16 protein-coding genes are annotated in these 19,492 nt (G+C 68.1%); 10 read left to right on the top strand and 6 right to left on the bottom strand.

What is annotated here, in order from left to right; genetic code table 11:
• Positions 1-150 precede the first annotated feature (150 nt).
• The 6 genes from ABH936_RS10680 (at position 151) to ABH936_RS10655 (ending at position 6,697) form a co-directional block, all read left to right on the top strand.
• On the top strand, positions 151-1,668 hold the full coding sequence (locus ABH936_RS10680; RefSeq protein WP_404603238.1) for an amino acid permease: 1,518 nt from the start codon (positions 151-153) through the stop codon (positions 1,666-1,668).
• A gap of 187 nt (positions 1,669-1,855) precedes the next feature.
• Positions 1,856-3,331, top strand: a complete 1,476-nt coding sequence (locus tag ABH936_RS10675; RefSeq protein ID WP_074040599.1) for an amino acid permease — start codon at positions 1,856-1,858, stop codon at positions 3,329-3,331.
• Positions 3,332-3,431: 100 nt separating this feature from the next.
• Positions 3,432-3,788 carry a GntR family transcriptional regulator gene (locus tag ABH936_RS10670; RefSeq protein WP_404603237.1) on the top strand — a complete coding sequence of 119 codons (357 nt, stop codon included), beginning with the start codon at positions 3,432-3,434 and terminating at the stop codon, positions 3,786-3,788.
• Entirely contained in the window at positions 3,785-4,258 is a 474-nt protein-coding gene (locus tag ABH936_RS10665) for a hypothetical protein (RefSeq protein ID WP_404603236.1), read from the top strand. Before ABH936_RS10670 ends, ABH936_RS10665 begins: the two co-directional genes overlap by 4 nt.
• A 356-nt stretch (positions 4,259-4,614) precedes the next feature.
• The gene (locus ABH936_RS10660) at positions 4,615-5,667 is read left to right on the top strand and encodes an SAM-dependent methyltransferase (protein ID WP_404603235.1); all 1,053 of its coding nucleotides are present in this window, start codon (positions 4,615-4,617) and stop codon (positions 5,665-5,667) included.
• Between the two features lie 121 nt (positions 5,668-5,788).
• Positions 5,789-6,697 (top strand): aminoglycoside phosphotransferase family protein, encoded by a 909-nt coding sequence (locus ABH936_RS10655; protein WP_242686772.1) that lies wholly within the window; start codon positions 5,789-5,791, stop codon positions 6,695-6,697.
• A 130-nt stretch (positions 6,698-6,827) separates the two neighbouring features.
• On the opposite strand, the gene ABH936_RS10650 is transcribed toward ABH936_RS10655, so the two are convergent.
• The gene (locus tag ABH936_RS10650) at positions 6,828-7,523 is read right to left on the bottom strand and encodes an endonuclease domain-containing protein (RefSeq protein ID WP_050786530.1); all 696 of its coding nucleotides are present in this window, start codon (positions 7,521-7,523) and stop codon (positions 6,828-6,830) included.
• Positions 7,524-8,452: 929 nt separating this feature from the next.
• Between ABH936_RS10650 and ABH936_RS10645 the strand changes: the two genes are divergently transcribed.
• From ABH936_RS10645 to ABH936_RS10635, 3 genes are all read left to right on the top strand, one after another.
• Entirely contained in the window at positions 8,453-10,291 is a 1,839-nt protein-coding gene (locus tag ABH936_RS10645) for a phosphoenolpyruvate carboxykinase (GTP) (protein WP_239303127.1), read from the top strand.
• Between the two features lie 511 nt (positions 10,292-10,802).
• Positions 10,803-11,438 (top strand): nucleoside/nucleotide kinase family protein, encoded by a 636-nt coding sequence (locus ABH936_RS10640; RefSeq protein ID WP_239303128.1) that lies wholly within the window; start codon positions 10,803-10,805, stop codon positions 11,436-11,438.
• Between the two features lie 271 nt (positions 11,439-11,709).
• A complete protein-coding gene (locus ABH936_RS10635) occupies positions 11,710-12,336 on the top strand; it encodes a hypothetical protein (RefSeq protein WP_074045938.1) in 627 nt (208 codons plus the stop codon).
• A 486-nt stretch (positions 12,337-12,822) separates the two neighbouring features.
• On the opposite strand, the gene ABH936_RS10630 is transcribed toward ABH936_RS10635, so the two are convergent.
• From ABH936_RS10630 to ABH936_RS10610, 5 genes are all read right to left on the bottom strand, one after another.
• Positions 12,823-13,458 (bottom strand): RNA polymerase sigma factor, encoded by a 636-nt coding sequence (locus tag ABH936_RS10630; RefSeq protein WP_074039770.1) that lies wholly within the window; start codon positions 13,456-13,458, stop codon positions 12,823-12,825.
• A gap of 249 nt (positions 13,459-13,707) precedes the next feature.
• Positions 13,708-14,511: a ParA family protein gene (locus tag ABH936_RS10625; RefSeq protein WP_006946687.1), complete on the bottom strand. Its 804-nt coding sequence runs from the start codon at positions 14,509-14,511 to the stop codon at positions 13,708-13,710.
• A 118-nt stretch (positions 14,512-14,629) separates the two neighbouring features.
• Positions 14,630-16,147, bottom strand: coding sequence for a glycerol kinase GlpK (gene glpK, locus ABH936_RS10620; RefSeq protein ID WP_074045988.1), 1,518 nt, complete (start codon positions 16,145-16,147; stop codon positions 14,630-14,632).
• Between the two features lie 58 nt (positions 16,148-16,205).
• Positions 16,206-16,931 (bottom strand): MIP/aquaporin family protein, encoded by a 726-nt coding sequence (locus ABH936_RS10615; protein WP_006946749.1) that lies wholly within the window; start codon positions 16,929-16,931, stop codon positions 16,206-16,208.
• A gap of 194 nt (positions 16,932-17,125) precedes the next feature.
• On the bottom strand, positions 17,126-17,263 hold the full coding sequence (locus tag ABH936_RS10610) for a hypothetical protein (protein ID WP_006946717.1): 138 nt from the start codon (positions 17,261-17,263) through the stop codon (positions 17,126-17,128).
• A 317-nt stretch (positions 17,264-17,580) separates the two neighbouring features.
• Here ABH936_RS10610 and ABH936_RS10605 point away from each other — a divergent pair, with 317 nt between their 5' ends.
• Positions 17,581-19,308 carry a glycerol-3-phosphate dehydrogenase/oxidase gene (locus ABH936_RS10605; RefSeq protein ID WP_006946713.1) on the top strand — a complete coding sequence of 576 codons (1,728 nt, stop codon included), beginning with the start codon at positions 17,581-17,583 and terminating at the stop codon, positions 19,306-19,308.
• The last annotated feature ends 184 nt before the right edge of the window (positions 19,309-19,492 follow it).

The raw sequence follows: 19,492 nt of genomic DNA, 5'->3' as shown, positions 1-19,492 counted from the left end.
GATGCCCCGTCTACGTTCGTAGGCGGGGCATCACGCGTCGATGGCGTCATCTCAGAGCGGACACGTGTGTGCACGCGGTCACATCGGTGGCCTAGAGTGTGCCAGTCATGTGGCCTGGGCTACGGCCCTCGAGCAGTAAGGCATCCCTCGATGTCCTCCCTCCTCTCTGAGCCTGCGCCCACCTCCGGGTCCGCGGCTCCCGGCGCGAACGGCCCCGCCGACGCCCCGCATTCCCGCGACGCCGGTGACGCCGGGTACGCCAAGCACCTGAAGAACCGCCACATCCAGATGATCGGCATCGGCGGCGCCATCGGCTCGGGCCTCTTCCTCGGCTCCGCGGGGCGCCTGCACGAGGCCGGCCCGTACCTGATCTTCAGCTACGCCATCTGCGGCGCCGTCGCGATGATCGTCGTGCGTGCGCTCGGTGAGATGGTGCTGCACCGCCCGAGCTCGGGCGCCTTCGTCTCCTACAGTCGCGAGTTCATCGGCGAGAAGGCGGCCTATGCCGCCGGGTGGTTCCACTTCATCAACTGGGGCTTCACCGTCATCGCCGACTCGACGGCCATCGCCGGGTTCCTCATCTTCTGGAAACCAATCTCCGACGCGCTGCCGCAGTGGGCTCTGGCGCTGCTGGCTCTCACGATCGTGCTCGTCATCAACCTCATCGGCGTGAAGTGGTTCGGCGAGATGGAGTTCTGGTTCTCCATCATCAAGGTCGTCACGATCATCGCGTTCATGTTCGTCTCGATCTTCTTCATCGTGACGAGCAAGGATCTGTCGTCGGACGGTCAGCACGCCACGGCCGGCCTGCACAACATCACCGACAGCGGTTTCTTCCCGAACGGCGTGTCGCCGATGTTCATGCTGATGTCCGGCGTCATCTTCGCGTACGCGTCGATGGAACTCATCGGCGTCGCCGCCGGCGAGACGGAGAACCCGCGCGAGGTCATGCCGAAGGCGGCGCGCGCCGTCGTGTGGCGCATCCTCGTGTTCTACATCGGCACGATCACCCTGATGACGCTGCTGCTGCCGACCGACCAGTACAAGAAGGGCGAGTCGCCGTTCGTCACCGTGCTCGACCGCGTCGGGTTCCACATCGGCGGCGTCCACATGGCCGACATCATGAGCGTCGTGCTGATCTCCGCCGTCGCGAGCTCGATGAACTCCGGCCTGTACTCGACCGGCCGTGTGCTGCGCTCGATGGCGATGGCCGGCACCGCGCCGCGCTACCTCGCGAAGATGAGCAAGACGCAGGTGCCCTACTGGGGCATCTTCACGACGTTCGCGTTCGGCCTCATCGGCGTCGGCATCAACTACGCGTGGCCGTCGGACGCGTTCGAGATGGTCCTCGAGCTCGCGACGCTCGGCATCATCGGCGTGTGGTCGATGATCCTCATCAGCCACCTCATGATGGTGCGCAAGGCCAAGCGCGGCGAGCTGGAGCGACCCGACTTCAAGCTCAAGGGCGCGCCGTTCCTCAACATCTTCGGCCTGCTGTTCATGGCGGCCGTGCTGCTGCTCATCATGTTCGGCGACGACCCGAAGGCCGCCAAGGCCGTCTACATCGGCGGGCCCGTCCTCGCGGCGCTCATGGTCGGCGGCTGGTTCCTCGTGCGCGGCCGCATCAACTCCGAAGCGTTCGACGACGAAGCGTCACGCATGTCCTGACGATCGAATGCCCGACGTGACGGCGCCCCACCCGGCCGGGTGGGGCGCCGTCACGTCTGTGCACTCCAGACGCCTCCTCGTGACCGGATCGCTCACGGCGATGACGGCCCTGCGTGCGACGACGCCGCACGCCTCCCCTAGTGTGTGCGTGCCCAGGCCGCACCCGGCCTCGACGTGAAAGGGAGCGATGTCGACCTCCGCCGACACCCAGAACAACCCGGCGCCCACCGCGGGACGCCCCGCCGACGCCGGTGACCACGGCTATGCGAAGAACCTGAAGAACCGCCACATCCAGATGATCGGCATCGGTGGCGCCATCGGCACCGGACTGTTCCTCGGTGCCGGTGGCCGCCTCGAGAAGGGCGGGCCGTCCCTGCTCATCTCGTACGCCATCTGCGGTGTCGTCGCGATGATCGTCGTGCGCGCCCTCGGCGAGATGGTCGTGCACCGCCCGAGCTCGGGCGCGTTCGTCAGCTACAGCCGGGAGTTCATCGGCGAGAAGGCTGCCTACACCGCCGGTTGGATGCACTTCATCCACTGGGCGACGACAATCGTCGTCGACTGCACCGCGATCGCCCTGTACTTCCACTACTGGGGCTTCTTCAGCGAGCACGTCCCTCAGTGGGTCATCGCAGCCATCGCTCTCGTCGTGACCGTCGCGATCAACCTCGTCGGGGTGAAGCTGTTCGGTGAGATGGAGTTCTGGTTCTCCATCATCAAGGTCACCGCCCTGCTGGGGTTCATGGCCCTCGCGATCTACTTCATCGTCTCCGGCCACCACGTCGGTGGTTCCGCACCCGGGCTGCACAACATCACCAACCACGGCGGGTTCTTCCCGCACGGTCTCGCGCCGATGTTCATGCTCATGCAGGGCGTCATCTTCGCCTACTCGTCGATGGAGCTCGTCGGCGTCGCCGCCGGTGAGGCCGAGAACCCGCTCGAGGTCATGCCGCGCGCCGTCAACTCGGTGCTGTGGCGCATCATCGTCTTCTACCTCGGTTCTCTCGTGCTGCTGACGCTGCTGCTGCCCACCGATGAGTATTCGTCGACGACGTCGCCGTTCGTCACCGCCCTGGCGCAAGCCGGCGTGCCACACGCGGGGGACGTCATGAACGTCATCGTCATCACGGCCGCGGCATCGTCGATGAACTCGGGCCTGTACTCGACGGGGCGCGTCATGCGGTCGATGGCCGTCTCCGGTTCGGCGCCGCGCTTCCTCGGCGTCATGAGCGGGCGCGCCGTGCCCGCCGCCGGCATCATCGCGACGGCTGCACTCGGCGCTGTCGGCGTGGTCATCAACTATCTGTGGCCGAGCGAGGCGTTCGAGATCGCGCTCAACTTCGTGTCGGTGTGCATCATCGCGGTGTGGTGCCTCATCATGCTGAGCCACCTCGCGTTCGTCGTGAAGTCGAAGCGTGGCGGCGCCCCGCGGCCCGCGTTCCGCCTGTGGGCCTCCCCCGCGAGCGACATCTTCGCGCTGTTGTTTCTCGTCGCCGTCGTCGTGCTCCTGGCGACCAGTGACAACAAGGGCTTCCTGACGGTCTGCGTCGCCTCCCCCATCGTTGCGATCGTCCTTGTCATCGGGTGGTTCTTCGTGCGGAACAGGATCGACCCCGACGCCTTCGACGCCGAGGAAGCACGCCTCGAGGGCCACGAACACTGACCCTCACCTCGGCACCCTGACGAACCCCCACCTGCCTGATGGGTGGGGGTTCGTCGTTGGCTACCGCAATGTAGACAATGGTGATAGTTTTCTTAGCACCATGAGATGGACCATCGACCCAGCAGCCGCGACGCCCCTCGCCCAGCAGATCGCGGCAAACGTGCGTCGCGGAATCACAACCGGCGAGCTGGAGCACGGGGAACGCATGCCGACAGCCCAAGAACTGTCCGAGGTCTTGGGCGTCAACTCCAACACAGTGCTCGCGGCATATCGGGCGTTGCGTGAGGAGGGCACGCTCGAGTTCCGACGCGGTCGTCCCGTTCGCGTGGCGCGGAGCATGGGCGACGCCAAGGTCCTCGAAGCTGCGCGTGAACTCATCGAGGTCGCTCGATCGAACGGCTACACGGCGGACGAGGTGTCAGGGCTCTTGAGCCGTCTCCAGGCGAGGCGGCCGTGACCGCGACGGAAGCCTTCACCGGGATCCGGTACGGACGCTGCGTGGCCACCCTGGCCGCCGTCGCCAGTGGCGCATCTGCCGTGGGGATCAGTCGAGCCGTAGGGGCTCCCAGCGCGCTGACGCTCCTGACGTCGGTCATTGCGCTCGGCGTCTGCGCTGCCCTCGCAGCGCATCTCGGCCGCGTTCAGATTTTTGTCAACGATCAAAGCCTGTCGTACCGCGTTGGGTTGGGGCGGCGTCACCGCGTCAGTTGGTCGGAAGTCACCGGCCTGGAGCGCACATCCGTTCGGACTGCAGCCGTCTTCGGCCTCGACATTCCCCAGACGTCCAAGACGCTGCGTTACGTCGTAGCCCCCGGCCCCGCGCTGCGGGTGCAAACCAAGGACGGCCTTGACCTCTGGCTCAGCATCCCGGACTCACTGACCACGCCCCAACTGACGGTATTCCGCACCCCACCATCCTGCGATTGAGAGGCAGCCATGTCACCACACCCGTCAAAGCCCTGGTTCGGACCCAAGAGGATCGGCTGGGGTATCAGCCCCCGAACTTGGCAGGGCTACCTCGTCACCATCATCGGCTCACTGGTGCTCGCTGCCATCGTGGTAGCCGTGGCCGCTTTGCTCAGCTGACCCCGCGTCGGGGGCTCGAACGCTGCATCTTCGGATCGCGGGCCAGTTCTTGCCCAGGGAGGCCCGACAGTGGGCATGGCAGGCTCCAGTCTCACTTCGTGCCGCACCTCACGGGGAATCGCGGCCCGCCCCATCGGCGAATCGACCGGCCACTGACGCCCGGTCGTGGTCATGTCGTTCGCCACTAGACTGACCGGGTGATCGAGCTTCCCGTGCTGTTCTCCACCACGCCCGACTACTACCGTTTCGCCGTCGTCGAGCTGCGTCGCGAGCTCGACATCGAGAAGGTGACGCGCGTCGGCGAGGACGCCGGGCTCGTGCAGTTGAAGGACGGGGGCCTCGAACGGCTCCACGACCTCGCGACGAGCGGTTACCTGCGCTTCTGCAAGTACCTCGCGAACGTCGAGTCGCACGCGCCGACGAAGTCGCATCAGCACGACGACGCCGAGGAGATCGCCGAATGGGCCCTCGACGCGATGACGACGCGTCTCGAAGCGCTCACCGAGGCGGGCCAGTACCGGGCCGGTGACGCCGTGTCGCTGCACACCTGGGATTCGGGGCAGGCGCCCTGGGCGCCGGGCAAGGTGCGCCGCCCCCTGCTCGAGATGCTCATGGACGAGGGCGTGCGAGTCGTTCCCGGCGGCGCGGAGCACACGCTGTCGCTGTGCCTCGGTGAGGATCGTCTGACGACGGGGGTGACGCCGACGCGGCTCGGCCTGTCCGACTGGGCCGGTGGGCGCATCCGCCTCGCCGCGCGCAAGGAGCAGGTCAGCCGCGCCGAGTTCAAGCTCGAAGAACTCTTCGGCCTCATCGACGTGCCGGGCGGAGATGTCGCCGTCGACCTCGGCGCGAGCCCCGGTGGCTGGACGCGCATCCTGCGCTCGCACGGTTTCGCGCAGGTGCACGCCGTCGACCCGGCCGACATCGACGAGCGCGTCATGAACCTCGGCGGCGTCGAGCACCACAAGACGACGGCGGGCGAGTTCGTCGCGAAGCACGGCGAGCGCGTCGACCTCATCGTCAACGACATGCGCATGCCACCGCAGCTGTCGGCGCACACGATGCTCGAGGCGTCCGACATGCTGCGCCCCGGCGGCGCGGCCATCGTCACCTTGAAGCTCGGCACGAACAACCCCGTCAAGCAGGCCGACGAGGCGATGACGATGCTGACGAAGGCGTACGACATCACCTTCGCGCGGCAGCTGCAGCACAACCGTCACGAGATCACGCTGGTGCTCTCCCACGTGTGACGCGGGCGCTCATCTCCCAACGTTGGGAGAAAATGAGTCGCCTCTTGCCGAGTCGGCTGTAGAACTCCACGTCGGGAGAAAATGCATCGCCGCTCGCCGAGTCGGCTGCAAGACTCCCGACATGATGAGTTCTGAGCCCGACACTGCCGACGCCGTCGAACTCTTGCGTGAACAGGCACCTCACCTCTCGACGCTCGAGGTGCGCCCCAGCGAGACGTCCGGCAGCAGCAACTGGGTCTTCCGGATCGGGGAGCACCTCGCGCTTCGTCTGCCACGCTCCGATGCCTACGCCGACGACCTCGCCAAAGAGGTGACGTGGCTGCCGATGCTCGGAGCTGCCCTGACGACACCGATCCCCCGAATCGAGTTCACCGGGCGACGCAGTGCGGTGTTTCCGCGCCGATGGGCGGTCGTCACATGGCTCGAAGGCCGCACGCCCAGAAATCTTGACGCGCCGATGCAGCAAGCGCTTGCCACCACGCTCGGCGAGTTCACCGCAGAGCTCCACGCCCTCGACACCTGCGGCGAAGTGGGCGGCGCCGAGCGCTGGGGCTACCGCTGCGGGGAGCCGGTGAACGACATCACTGACGGATGGGTCGAGGAAGCAGCCGATGAGCTGAGCGATCTCTTCGACCCGGCTCAGGTGCGCCTGGCGTGGAAGCGGCTGCGCGAGGTCGGGCCCGCGCCTAAGGCTGGGGCCTGGGTGCACACCGACCTGTCGGCCGAGAACGTGCTCGTCGACGCTCGCGGCGCGCTGGCCGGGGTCATCGACTTCGGCGGGCTCGGTGTGGGTGACCCCGCGGTCGACCTGCTCTACGCCTGGGACCTCTTCGACGCTCAGGGTCGCGCAGTGTTCGCACGTGCCGCTGGTGCCGACGAGGCGATGTGGGCCCGTTCACGCGCGTGGGCCTTCGCCGGACCGGGTCTTCTCACCTTGGCGAATTACCGCGACACCATGCCCGAGCGCACGGCGCGTCTCACCCGCATGGTCGAAGCCGTCGCCACCGACGTCGGGGTCGCTCTGCGCTGAAACGTCCAACCTTGGGAGTTTCGCAGCCAGTGCCTGGCCGAGTGGCTGCCGAACCCCCAACGTCAGGAGTTTCACAGCCAGTGCCTGCCCGAATAGCTGTAGAACTCCCAACGTCAGGAGTTTCGTCCGCCTACGCGAGCTGACGGAAGTGAGCCCGCCACTCGTCCGACGTTCGCACCGCGAGGCCCCGGCGTCCGAGGGCTGCGGCCACGGCTCGCACCGTTCCAGCCGGGTCGCGGTATATCCCGTGCGACACGACGCGGATGACCTCCCACCCCTCTGCGCGCAACGCCGCTTCGCGCTCGAGGTCCGCGTGCTTCTGCGCCTCGGTGGTGTAGTGGTGATCGCCGTCGTACTCGATCGCGATCTTCAGCTCGGGGTACGCGAGATCGAGCCGACGACGGCGCCCGCCGGCGACCACCTCGACCTGCGCCACCGGTCGCGGCAACCCCGCAAGGATGAGCAACACGCGCAGCCGCGTCTCCATCGCCGACTCTGCTGCCCCATCGACGAGCCGCACGAGATCCCGCCCGCGCCCCGGCCGCGTGCCGAGCGACTCCGCCCATGCAGCACGAGCCCGCACTGCATCCACCGACCTCAGGCGCAGGATGGCATCGGCGAGAACGACGGCGTCGACGAGGGAGAGCCACGGCAGGCACTCGCGCACGAGATCGAGCGGAGCCGTCGTCGGCAGGCGCCGCCGCACCGACGGCACCCACACCTCGGCAGTCTGCGAACGACCGAGGTGCCGATGCACGACCAACCCGGCGCTGCGTACGTCCCGATGCGCAGGGATGCTGACGCTGACACCCTCGAACGCAGGCACCGGCAATCCCCACAGCTGCGCCGCATCGAGGCGGGAGATGCGCGCTCCCTCCCCGCAGCGTCGTAACGCCGCCGCGCACCGGAGCCCGTGCGCCACCGGAACGCGAGCGTCGACGAATACACCTCGGAAGAGGCGACGGACGTCATCGGAGGCGAGGTCGCTCCGACTCAGGCCCGCCGCGAGCGCCTCCTGCGAGGTGAAGGGCAACGGACCGAATGCGCCCAGCGCGGTGCGTCGCCGCTCGGCTACCGCTCGGCGGGACGCGCGCTGTCCGGACGACGTTTCAGCTGCGGGTGAAGAGGTGGTCATGCCCCCAGACTCGCGGGTTCGCTGCGACCGTGCCGAAAGTTATCCACAGGACCTGGGAGCTTGGCGGGCGCGGCCGTGGAAGCGCCCGAGCTTGGGGTTTCGCAGCCGACCCGCGCCCCCGCCGGCCTTAAACGCCCGAGCTTGGGAGTTTCGCAGCCGACCCGCCACCCCCTGGGCCTCAGACGCCCGAGGTTGGGAGTTTCGCAGCCGGCCCGCGGCACGCGACCGTCGAAACGCCCAAGCTTGGGAGTTTCGCACTCAGCGTCCGCGCAGCGTTCCGAACGCCTCCGAACGAACCCGCCAACAACCCGTGCCACAGGTCACCGTCGTGGGTGGAAATGTTGAGTTAACGGCGAGTTCGTCGTCACTTTCGACATTCGACACTGAAACCCAACAGGTCACCATGCATTTGTGACTCAGCTCACAAGCTTGGTTCGATCGCCCATTTTATCTTGACGTCGAGATACCCGTACGTTCGAAGAGTCCCCATTCGTGCAGCGGAAAACAATCGTGGCCAGCCACGAAACGTCCGCGGCCGGGGTGACCGACGACAGCGATCAGGACGGCACGCGCGGAGATCCCGCTCGAGCCCGATCGCACACTAAGGATGGCCGATCCACATGACGACGATGGACATGCCGAAGGCCGGCGTTCCCACCGAAGGCGGCACGACGCACGAGGGCCTCGCGGCCTGGGTTGCGGAGGTCGCCGAGATGACCACCCCCGACCGCATCCAGTGGGTGACTGGATCGGATGAGGAGTGGAAGCAGATCACCGACAAGCTCGTCGAGCAGGGCACGTTCACGCGCCTCAACGAGGAGAAGAAGCCGAACTCGTTCTACGCCGCGAGCTCGCCGCAGGACGTCGCGCGCGTCGAGGACCGCACGTACATCTGCTCCGTCGACGAGAAGGACGCCGGGCCCACCAACAACTGGATGGACCCGAACGAGATGAAGGACCTCATGCGTGGCCTGTACAAGGGCTGCATGAAGGGCCGCACGATGTACGTCATCCCCTTCGTCATGGGTCACCTCGAGACCGAGAACCCGATGTTCGGCGTCGAGATCACCGACTCGGAGTACGTCGTCGCGTCGATGCGCGTCATGGCGCGCTGCGGCACGAAGATCCTGAAGCGCATCGAGGAGCTCGGCGAGAACGCCAAGTACGTCCCCGCGCTGCACTCGCTCGGCGCGCCGCTCGCCGACGGCCAGAAGGACGTCGCGTGGCCGTGCAACGAGGAGAAGTACATCGTGCAGTTCCCCGAGGAGCGCACGATCTGGAGCTTCGGCTCGGGTTACGGCGGCAACGCGCTGCTGGGCAAGAAGTGCTACTCGTTGCGCATCGCGTCCGTCATGGCGCGTGACGAGGGCTGGCTCGCCGAGCACATGCTCATCCTCAAGCTGATCTCCCCGGAGAACAAGGTCTACTACGTCGCGGCGGCCTTCCCGAGCGCCTGCGGCAAGACGAACCTCGCGATGCTGAAGCCGACCATCCCGGGCTGGAAGGTCGAGACGCTCGGCGACGACATCGCCTGGATGCGTTTCGGTGAGGACGGCCGCCTCTACGCCGTCAACCCCGAGTTCGGATTCTTCGGCGTCGCGCCGGGCACGAACGAGCACACGAACCCGAACGCGATGGCCGCGATCAACAAGGGCAACAGCGTCTTCACGAACGTCGCCCTGACCGACGACGGCGACGTGTGGTGGGAGGAGCTGGAGAACACGCCGGCTCACGCGACGGACTGGAAGGGCAACGACTGGACGCCCGAGTCGGGCGAGCTGTCGAGCCACCCGAACAGCCGCTACTGCACGCCGATCGACCAGTGCGACATCCTGGCCGACGAGTACAACGACCCGCAGGGCGTGCCGATCTCGGCGATCCTGTTCGGTGGCCGCCGCAAGACGACGGTTCCGCTCGTCACCGAGGCCCGCGACTGGCTGCACGGCACCTTCATGGGCGCGACGCTGTCGTCCGAGACGACGGCCGCCGCGACCGGCGCGGTGGGCGTCGTGCGCCGCGACCCGATGGCGATGCTGCCGTTCATCGGCTACAACGCCGGCGACTACTTCCAGCACTGGGTCAACGTGGGCAAGGACGCCGACGCATCCAAGCTGCCGGCGATCTTCTACGTCAACTGGTTCCGTCGTGACGAGGACGGCGGCTTCCTGTGGCCGGGCTTCGGCGAGAACAGCCGCGTCCTCAAGTGGGTCATCGAGCGCATCGAGGGCAAGGCCGCCGCGGTCGAGACGCCCATCGGCCACGTCCCGACGCCCGAGTCGCTCGACGTCGACGGCCTCGGCCTGACGGACGCGCAGCTCGAGAAGGCGCTCGCCGTCGACGTCGAGGAGTGGAAGGCCGAGATCCCGCAGATCGAGGAATGGTTCGCGAAGTTCGGCGACCAGCTGCCCGTGCAGCTGCAGGTCGAGCTCGACGGTCTCAAGGAGCGCCTCGGCGCCTGAGCCCATCACGGAGACGCTCGCCGCCTCGGCCTCGGTGCCTGCATGAGTAGGTTCCGCTTCGGCGGGGCGTGCGCCAGCAGGTTCCGCTTGGGCGGGGCAGACTCGATGAAGCCCAGCAGGGTGCGTCTCCCCCACGACGTGGCGATCCCGGCCGATCGTCACTGGCCGTCGTCGGTCACGAAGCCTCCCGCGTGCTCACCCGAGCGCCCGGGAGGCTTCGCCGTCCCCCCCCGGCGATCCTCGTCCCCGTCGGCGAATCCTGTCCCCTTTCGCGATTCTTGGTCACATTCGCATCGGCGCCCGGCGGGAGCACCTCGGCGTCCGTGGCGGCGTCGAAGGTGGACGAGAATCGCAGATGGGGACGCCGTTCGCAGAGGTGGACGAGAATCGCGAACGTGGACGAAATTCGCAGATGGGGACAGGAATCGCCGTTGAGGACGGGCGCAGGCTCGGGCACGGGCTCTTCCTGAGGGCCGGCGGTAGGCTGCGCCGAGACGAGAGGAATGACCGCATGATCCCCTTGGACGAGGCCAGCGCCGCCGTCATCGAACACTGTCGGAGCGGCTCACGCGTCCTGCTCGGTCTTGCCGGCGAGCCGGGCGCAGGGAAGTCGACGGCGGCCGCCCGCTTGCTGCTCGACGCCGACCAGGCCGGCGTCACGGCCGCCGTCGTGCCGATGGACGGCTTTCACCTCGCGCACAGCGTCCTCCAAAGCCGGGCGATGACGGACGTCAAGGGCGCGACCGAGACGTTCGACGCGCACGGCTTCGTCACGCTCGTCGAACGCATCCACGCCCAGCGACCCGGCGATCCGACGATCTGGGCCCCCGAGTTCCGCCGAGAGATCGAAGACGCGGTGGCCGGCGCGATCGAGGTGCCCGCCGACACACAACTCGTCATCGTCGAAGGCAATTACGTGCTGCTCGACGAGGAGCCGTGGGCCCGCCTGGCGCTGCTGTTCGACGTGGCGTGGATGCTCACTCCCTCAGCCGAGCGACGCCTGGCCCGTCTCATGGCCCGCCACGAGTCGTACGGCAACGACCCGGCCGACGCCCGACGACGCGCCCTCGGACCGGATCAGACCAACGCCGAACGCGTCCGCGCACACTCGCAGCGACCCGGCGTCACCATGGTCGACCCCGGCTGACGACAGCGCGGCCGGTTACCCTCCGCTGCCGAGGGTCATGGGCGCGCACCACGCCGTGGCACCCCACGGGAACTGGGCCCACGGGAAGATGACCTGGATCTCCTGGAGGTCGAGCACCTGCCATCCGGCAGGTGCGTTCGTACCTCCGACGCGGACCGGATCGAAGCACATCCATCGACCGATCTGGAGCCCCCGACCCCACGCCGGATCAAAGCCTGTCCCCGGCGCAGGGGGCGTCGTCGGGCCGGTCGACGTACTCGGCTCAGGCGACGTGGGCTGCGGCGAGGTCGGTTCCGTCGTCGTCGGTGGGTTGACGATGCTCGTCGTCGGCGACGTCGGTTCCGGGCTCGTCGCCGGCGGTGATGTCGGTTCCGCTGTCGTCGGCGGAACGACGATGCTCGTCGTCGGCGACGTCGGTTCCGGGCTTGTCGGCTGTGGAGTCGTCGTTTCTGGCGAGGTCGGTTCCGTCGTCGTCGGCGGGTTGATGATGCTCGTCGTCGGCGACGTCGGTTCCGGGCTCGTCGGCTGCGGTGATGTCGGTTCCGCTGTCGTCGGCGGAACGACGATGCTCGTCGTCGGTGCCGTGGGACGTGACGAAGTCGGCTGGACCGGTGACGTCGGCGTCACGGGCGGCACGGTGCTCGTCGTCGGGGCAGCCGTCGACGATGCGGTGGGGACGTCACTCGTGGTCGACGACGTGGTCGAATGGCTCGTCGCCGGAGGGTCGGCCACGACGGTGCCCGGCCCGGTGGGCATCGACGGCGCGCTCGTCGGCTGCACCGTCGGGACGGCGTCAGCGCTCGGCGCGGCCGCCACCGAGCGCGCGGGCACAGACGGCAGCGACGTCGCGCCGTTAGCTGGTGAACGGCTGGCGCCGGCATCGCTCGCCGCCAGCTGAGCCGTCGACACATCGGACGTACCTGCCCTCGACGACGCCACCGATGCCGAAGACGAATTCGTCGCCTCGGACGACGCCGCGCCCGTCGGCTGCGTCCCGGACGGCGCGCCGGAGGTGGGCGGCGCGCCCTGCGAGCCGGCAGCGCTCGTCTGGGACGCAGCGGTGCGCGTCTCGTACCGCGCCGAATCCTTGCCCATGTAGACGAGGCCGAACGCTGCCGATGCTGCGGCGGTGAGGACGAGGCCACCTGCGGCCCAGGTGCTCACGCTGCCACCCGCGCCGATACCGCCGGACCCACCCGAGCCGCCGGACGAACCAGACGAGCCCGTAGAACCGGAGCCTCCCGCCCCGTGCGGCATCGTCAGGGCTTCGCGCAGCGCTTCCATCTTCGCGACGTTGAGCGTCGCGGGGCTGACGGTGTGGGCCCGCGCCGACAGCGCCTCTCGAAGCGTCGCTTCGAAGGCGGTGAAGTCGTCAGGTCGCAACTCACCCATCGTTGCCTCGCATGGATACCGTCAGTTTCTTCATCGCGCGGGAAGCCTGCGATTTCACGGTTCCTGTGCTGATGCCGAGGGTCTTCGCGATCTCTGCCTCGCTGAGCCCCTCCCAGTAACGCAGGACGAGCACCTCTTTCATCCGCGCCGGCAACGCGTCGAGGTGACGCAGCACCTCGGCGTGCTCGTCGGCGAGGAGGACGGGTTCGTCGGAGCCGGGTGCCGTCTCGGGCTCGGCGACGGCCATGTGTTCGCGCGCGGTGCGTCGACGGCGTAGCGCCGAGCGCGCCTGATTCATCACGGCCGTGCGCAGGTAGGCGCGCGCGTTCGCCGGCGATTCGAGGTTGTGACGGTTGCGGTACAGGCCCAGGAACGCGTCGTGGACGACGTCCTGCGCCGACTCGACGTCGTCGACGAACTGCCGCGCCAGCCGAACCATGTCGTGGTAGGTGTTCGTGTAGAGCTCGTCGAGGTCGAGACCCTCGGGTTCGCCGTGGCCGTCATCCGGCATGCCGGCCGCGGAATCGCGGCGGGACGACGCAGCGTCGCGACGCGCGCGACGGGAGGTCGCGTCCCCGGCCGTCATAGCCCACGGGGGGAGGGGGATGGGCACGACGATCAACGTCATGGCGTCTCCTCCCGTCACGTGTTGGGCGCGTGGACTCGCCCTTCGGCGCGGGGCGCGGGCGCAACCCGCCGGGCTCAGCGATGCATAGGTTCCGACTCTACAGGGTGTCATGGCGGTGGATCGTGGCGCAGCTTCGCCGATCCTCTTGTCGTTCGGCACGCACCCCACGCGCCGTCCGTCCACCCCGTTCATGACCGTATAGACGCATGAGACCCATGTGGGTTGCGCGGGTCGGCGATGAGAAACGCGTCATGCTGACGCGGACGCCCGCCGATCACTGCGACGCGTCAGCCGCGACGCTCGCTCGATGCGTCCGAGGAGAAGCTCGAAGCCCTGGAGCGCCGCGGCGCCACCGGACATCGCGTCGAGGGGTGCGCGTGCTCCCTGAGCCTTCGGGACGACCGCGCGATCGGGCAGCGTCGGCGAGAGCACGAGCGGGCCGAACGCGCGCTCGAGCGCGGCCCGCTGCGCGCGCTGCTCCGCCATCGACGGCTTGTACCGATTGAGGACGATGCCGAGCGGTTGCAACCCGCCGGCCTCGGTGCGGCGGATCTCGTCGATCGCCGCGAACAGTCGCGTCACGGCGTTGACGGCGAACGCACCTGCCTCCGTCACGACGACGGCGCGGTCGCTCGCGACGAGCGCACTGCGCGTCAGGCCGCTCAGGGACGGCGGCGCGTCGATGAGAACGAGGTCGTAGTCGAGCTTGCCGAGCGCGGTGCGCAGCGTGTGCAACTGCTCGCCGTCGGCGTCGGGCCGGTCGAGGTTCGCCGTCGCGTCCGAACTCGGCAGCACGTGCAGATCGGCGTTGCCGCGCGGCCAGCCGGCCGGCACGATGGCGCGCTCGAGCACCTTGCGCTTCGGCCGCTCCAGCACGTCAGCACTGACGGCCCCGGGAGCGTCGACGCCCAACGCGTACGTCGCATCCCCCTGCGGATCGAGGTCGACGACGAGCGTCGTCAGCCCCCTCGCCCGCGCTGCGGCGGCGAGGCCGAGCACGATGGACGTCTTGCCCACCCCGCCCTTGAGGCTGCACACGCTGACGACGAACATGTCTCGAACCTTACCGAGCAACGCCGCCCGCCGGGGACGTTTCACCGCACCGCGACGACCGACGACCGCACCCCCTGCACCGAGGCAGGGGGTGCGGTCGTCGGTCGTGGGCGGGCGATCACTCAGCCCAGTCGAGCGTGCGCTCGACGGCCTGACCCCAGCGCTTGAGCAGACGCTGACGCTCTGCGTCGTCCATCGACGGCTCCCAACGCTTGCCCTCGGCCCACTGACGGCGCAAGTCGTCGAGGTCCTTCCAGAACCCGACGGCGAGCCCCGCGGCGTACGCGGCGCCGAGCGCGGTTGTCTCGTTGATCTTCGGGCGGATGACGTCGACGTCGAGCAGGTCGCTCTGGAACTGCATGAGCGTCTCGTTGACGACCATGCCGCCGTCGACCTTGAGCTCGGTGAGGTCGACGCCGGAGTCGGCGTTCATTGCCTTGACGACCTCCTGGCTCTGGAACGCGACGGCCTCGAGGGCGGCGCGGCAGATGTGGCCGCGGTTCGCGAAGCGGGTGAGGCCGACGATGGCGCCGCGCGCGTCGCTGCGCCAGTGCGGCGCGAACAGGCCGGAGAAGGCGGGGACGACGTAGACGTCGCCGTTGTCGTCGACCTCCTTCGCGTACTTCTCGACTTCCTTGGCGTCCTTGATGAGCTTGAGGTTGTCACGCAGCCACTGCACGAGCGAGCCGGTGACGGCGATCGAACCCTCGAGTGCATAGACGGGCTTCTCGTCGCCGATCTTGTAGCAGACGGTCGTGAGCAGGCCGTTCTTGCTCATCACCTTCTCCTCACCCGTGTTGAGGATGAGGAAGTTGCCCGTGCCGTACGTGTTCTTCGCGGTGCCGGGCTCGAAGCAGACCTGGCCGAACGTCGCGGCCTGCTGGTCGCCGAGCGCGCCGGAGATCGGCACGTCCTTGAGGATGCCGCGGTGACGCACCTTGCCGTAGACCTCGCTGCTGCTGCGGATCTCAGGCAGCATCGACATGGGGATGCCCATGTCCTTCGCGATGTCCTCGTCCCACTCGAGGGTGTCGAGGTTCATCAGCATCGTGCGTGAGGCGTTGGTGACGTCGGTGACGTGGACGCCGCCCTTCGGCCCGCCCGTCATGTTCCAGATGACCCACGTGTCCATCGTTCCGAACAGCAGGTCGCCCTTCTCGGCCTTCTCGCGTGCGCCGTCGACGTTGTCGAGGATCCACTTGGCCTTCGGGCCGGCGAAGTACGTCGCGAGCGGCAGACCGCACACGTCCTTGTACTTCTCGCTGCCTGCGTCACCGGCGAGTTCCTTGCAGATCGCGTCGGTGCGCGTGTCCTGCCAGACGATCGCGTTGTAGACCGGCTTGCCGGTGTTCTTGTCCCACACGAGCGTCGTCTCACGCTGGTTGGTGATGCCGACGGCGGCGATGTCGTCGGAGTCGAGGTCACCCTTTGCGAGGGCCTCGGCACAGACCTTGCGCGTGTTCGTCCAGATCTCGAGGGCGTCGTGCTCGACCCAGCCCGCCTTCGGGAAGACCTGCTGGTGCTCCATCTGCGCGACGGCGACGACCTCGCCGTCATGGTCGAAGATCATGCAGCGCGTGCTCGTCGTGCCCTGGTCGATGGCGGCGACGTACTTCTTCTCGGCCTTGTCAGCCATGTTCACTCCTCGTGCGATCCGTGTTCGATGCTGCTGGTGTCCAGTGTGCGCTTCTGCGTCAGCCGATGTAGGCGTGGGCGGCGAGACCGGCGAGCACACCACCGATGACGGGGCCGACGACCGGCACCCAGGCGTAACCCCAGTTGGAGTCGTCCTTGCGCGGGATCGGCAGGACGAAGTGCGCGAGACGCGGAGCGAGGTCACGGGCGGGGTTGATGGCATAACCCGTCGGGCCACCCAGGCTGACGCCGATCGCGACGACGAGGAACGCGACGTTGAGCGGGCCGGCCTGGCTCGGGGTCTTCGTGAACGCGAGGATCGTGAAGACGAGGATGAACGTGCCGACGACCTCGGTGACGACGTTCCAGAACGGCGCGCGCACGGCGGGAGCCGTCGAGAAGACGTTCGTCGGGGCGTCCTCGTGATCGTCGAACTGCTTCTTGTAGGCGGCCCAGACGACGACGGCACCGATGAAGCCGCCGATGAACTGCGCCGCGAGATACACGAAGGTCGACGCGACGCTGATGTCGACGCCCTTCGCGTACTCATCGGCCCCCGAGGCGAGGATGCCCAGAGTGACGGCCGGGTTGAGGTGCGCGCCCGACTTGTACGAGGCGAAGACACCGGCGAAGACGGCGAAGCCCCACCCGATGTTGATCATCAGAGGCCCTCCCCCGAAGCCTCCGTTGCGGGGCAGCAGCACGTTGGCCACCACTCCGACACCCAGGACGATGAGAATCGCCGTCCCGAGAAGTTCGCTGACGAAGACCTGACCGAGGCTCATGGGTGCCTTTCTCGACGTTCGACGGTGGCATGTGACGACCACCACTCATGCTGCCGATGAAGCCTACGTCAGGCGCACCCCGGCAGGTCGGACGGGGACATGTTCCGCGTCACACCCGTCATCGTGGCCCTGGCACGCGCAAGGGATCAACCAGCCGGGGCGGTTCCCACGCCTCGGGACAGCCGGGGACGACGTCAGCGCTCGGGCGAGGTCTCAGCGATCTCAGGCGTGCGACGCACCTCGGCCGGCGGCGACGTGAGGCACCAGGCCAGGCCCAGGAAGGGAACGACGGCGGTGACGGCCCACAGGACCCACGTGATGGCGTGCTCCATGAGACAGCTCCTCGAGATCGTGTCTACTTCTGCGCCCATGCTCGCACGGGGCCAGCGGCACCTCAACCGATCTCGTCGACCACCCACCAGGTCGATCGGACTCGCGCAGTTCGTCGCGGCCCACGCTGCCGGGAGAGGCCCACGTGGCAGGGCGTGGCCCACGCGGCCCGGCGAGCTGCGCCGCCGTCCGGTGAGGAATGACACCCCCGCAGGCGGTATCGGGGACGAACAGGCGGGTCTAAGCTGAAGGAAGACCAGAGAATCGGCGCGGCTCGGCGCTCTCCGACGCGCCTTCGACCCGGCAGTGGAGGTTTTCGATGACCATGCACCCGTACAGCGCACAGTTGGGCCCCAGCTCGCGCGCCGAGTCCTGGCGCGAACTCACCGAGCGTGAGCTCGACGTCCTCGTCATCGGTGGTGGCGTCACCGGCGCCGGCACTGCGCTCGACGCCGTCACGCGCGGTCTGCGCACGGGTCTCGTCGAGGCCCGCGACTTCGCGAGCGGCACGTCGTCGCGCAGCTCTAAGCTATTCCACGGTGGCCTGCGCTACCTCGAGCAGCTCAACTTCGCGCTCGTCGCCGAGGCGCTCAAGGAGCGCGAGCTCATGATGACGCGCATCGCGCCGCACCTCGTCCACCCCGTCGCGTTCCTGTACCCGCTGTCGCACCGCGCGTGGGAGCGCCCGTACGTCGCGACCGGTATCGCGATGTACGACCAGATGGGCGGCGCCCGCTCCGTCCCGCGTCAGAAGCACCTGACGAAGAGCGGCACGATGAAGATGTTCCCCGGCCTCAAGAACGACGCGATGGTCGGCTCGATCCGCTACTACGACTGCCAGGCCGACGACGCACGTCACACGATGACGGTCGCCCGCACCGCCGCGCAGTACGGCGCGATCGTGCGCAACTCGACCGAGGTCGTCTCGCTCATCACCGAGGCCGACCGTGTCGTCGGCGCGAAGATCCGCGACGTCGAGACCGGCGAGACGGCTGACGTGCGCGCCAAGGTCGTCATCAACTGCACGGGCGTGTGGACCGACGACATCCAGAAGATGACGGGTGGCAAGGGCCGGTTCCGCGTGCGCGCGTCGAAGGGCGTGCACATCCTCGTCCCGCGCGACCGCATCGCCGGCGAGGTCGGCCTGATCCTGCGCACCGAGAAGTCGGTGCTGTTCGTCATCCCGTGGGGCCAGCAGTGGCTCATCGGCACGACCGACACCGACTGGGCGCTCGACGTCGCGCACCCCGCCGCGACGAGCAAGGACATTGACTACATCCTCGAGCACGTCAACACGGTGCTCGCCTCGCCGCTGACGCGTGACGACATCCTCGGCGTGTTCGCCGGTCTGCGTCCGCTGCTCGCCGGTGAGAGCGAGGACACCTCCGCACTGTCGCGCGAGCACGCCGTCGCGCGTCCGCAGCCGGGCCTCATCTCGATCGCCGGCGGCAAGTACACGACCTACCGCGTCATGGCCGCCGACGCCGTCGACGCCGCGGCCCAGGACCTCGGCCCGATCAAGGAGTCGGTGACGGAGGTGACGCCGCTCGTCGGCGCCGACGGTTACGCCGCGATGCTCAACCTCAAGCACGAGATCGCCGCCGAGTCGGGCCTGCCCGAGTGGCGCATCGAGCACCTGCTCAACCGTTACGGCTCGAAGCTGTACGACGTGCTCGCCCTGTCGAAGGATGACGAGTCGCTGCTCGAGCCCGTCACGAACGCCGACGAGTACCTGCGCTGCGAGATCGCGTACGCCGTCACGGACGAAGGTGCGATGCACCTCGAGGACGTCCTCGCGCGCCGCACGCGCATGTCGATCGAGACGAAGCACCGTGGCGTCGACGCGGCCGCCGAGGTCGCCGACATCATCGCGCCGATCCTGGGCTGGACGCAGGAGCAGCGCGACGCCGAGGTCGAGTCGTACACCGAGCGGGTCGCTGCCGAGGTGAAGTCGCAGGAGCTCGACACCGACGAGGCATCCGACGCCGCCCGCCTGTCCGCTCCGGACCCGCGCCCGCAGCTGCGCAAGGTCGTCGCCACCCGCTGACGGCCCGTCCGCAGGAGCCCCGACCACACGTCCCACTTGTCGCAGATGCGCGGCAAGTGGGACGTCGCGTGTCGGGGTTCTTCCCACTCGGTGCAGTTCTACGCCGAGTGGGACGGCGCGGCGTCACGTCTTCCCCACACGGGTGCGCATCTGCACAATGTGGAAGCGTCACGCGCGCCTCGCC

Source organism: Dermacoccus sp. GAS27A, from assembly GCF_044909235.1.
GTDB lineage: Bacteria > Actinomycetota > Actinomycetes > Actinomycetales > Dermatophilaceae > Dermacoccus > Dermacoccus nishinomiyaensis.
Note: the sequence above shows the minus strand (reverse complement) of the source record. Positions and strands in the feature narration are given on the sequence as shown.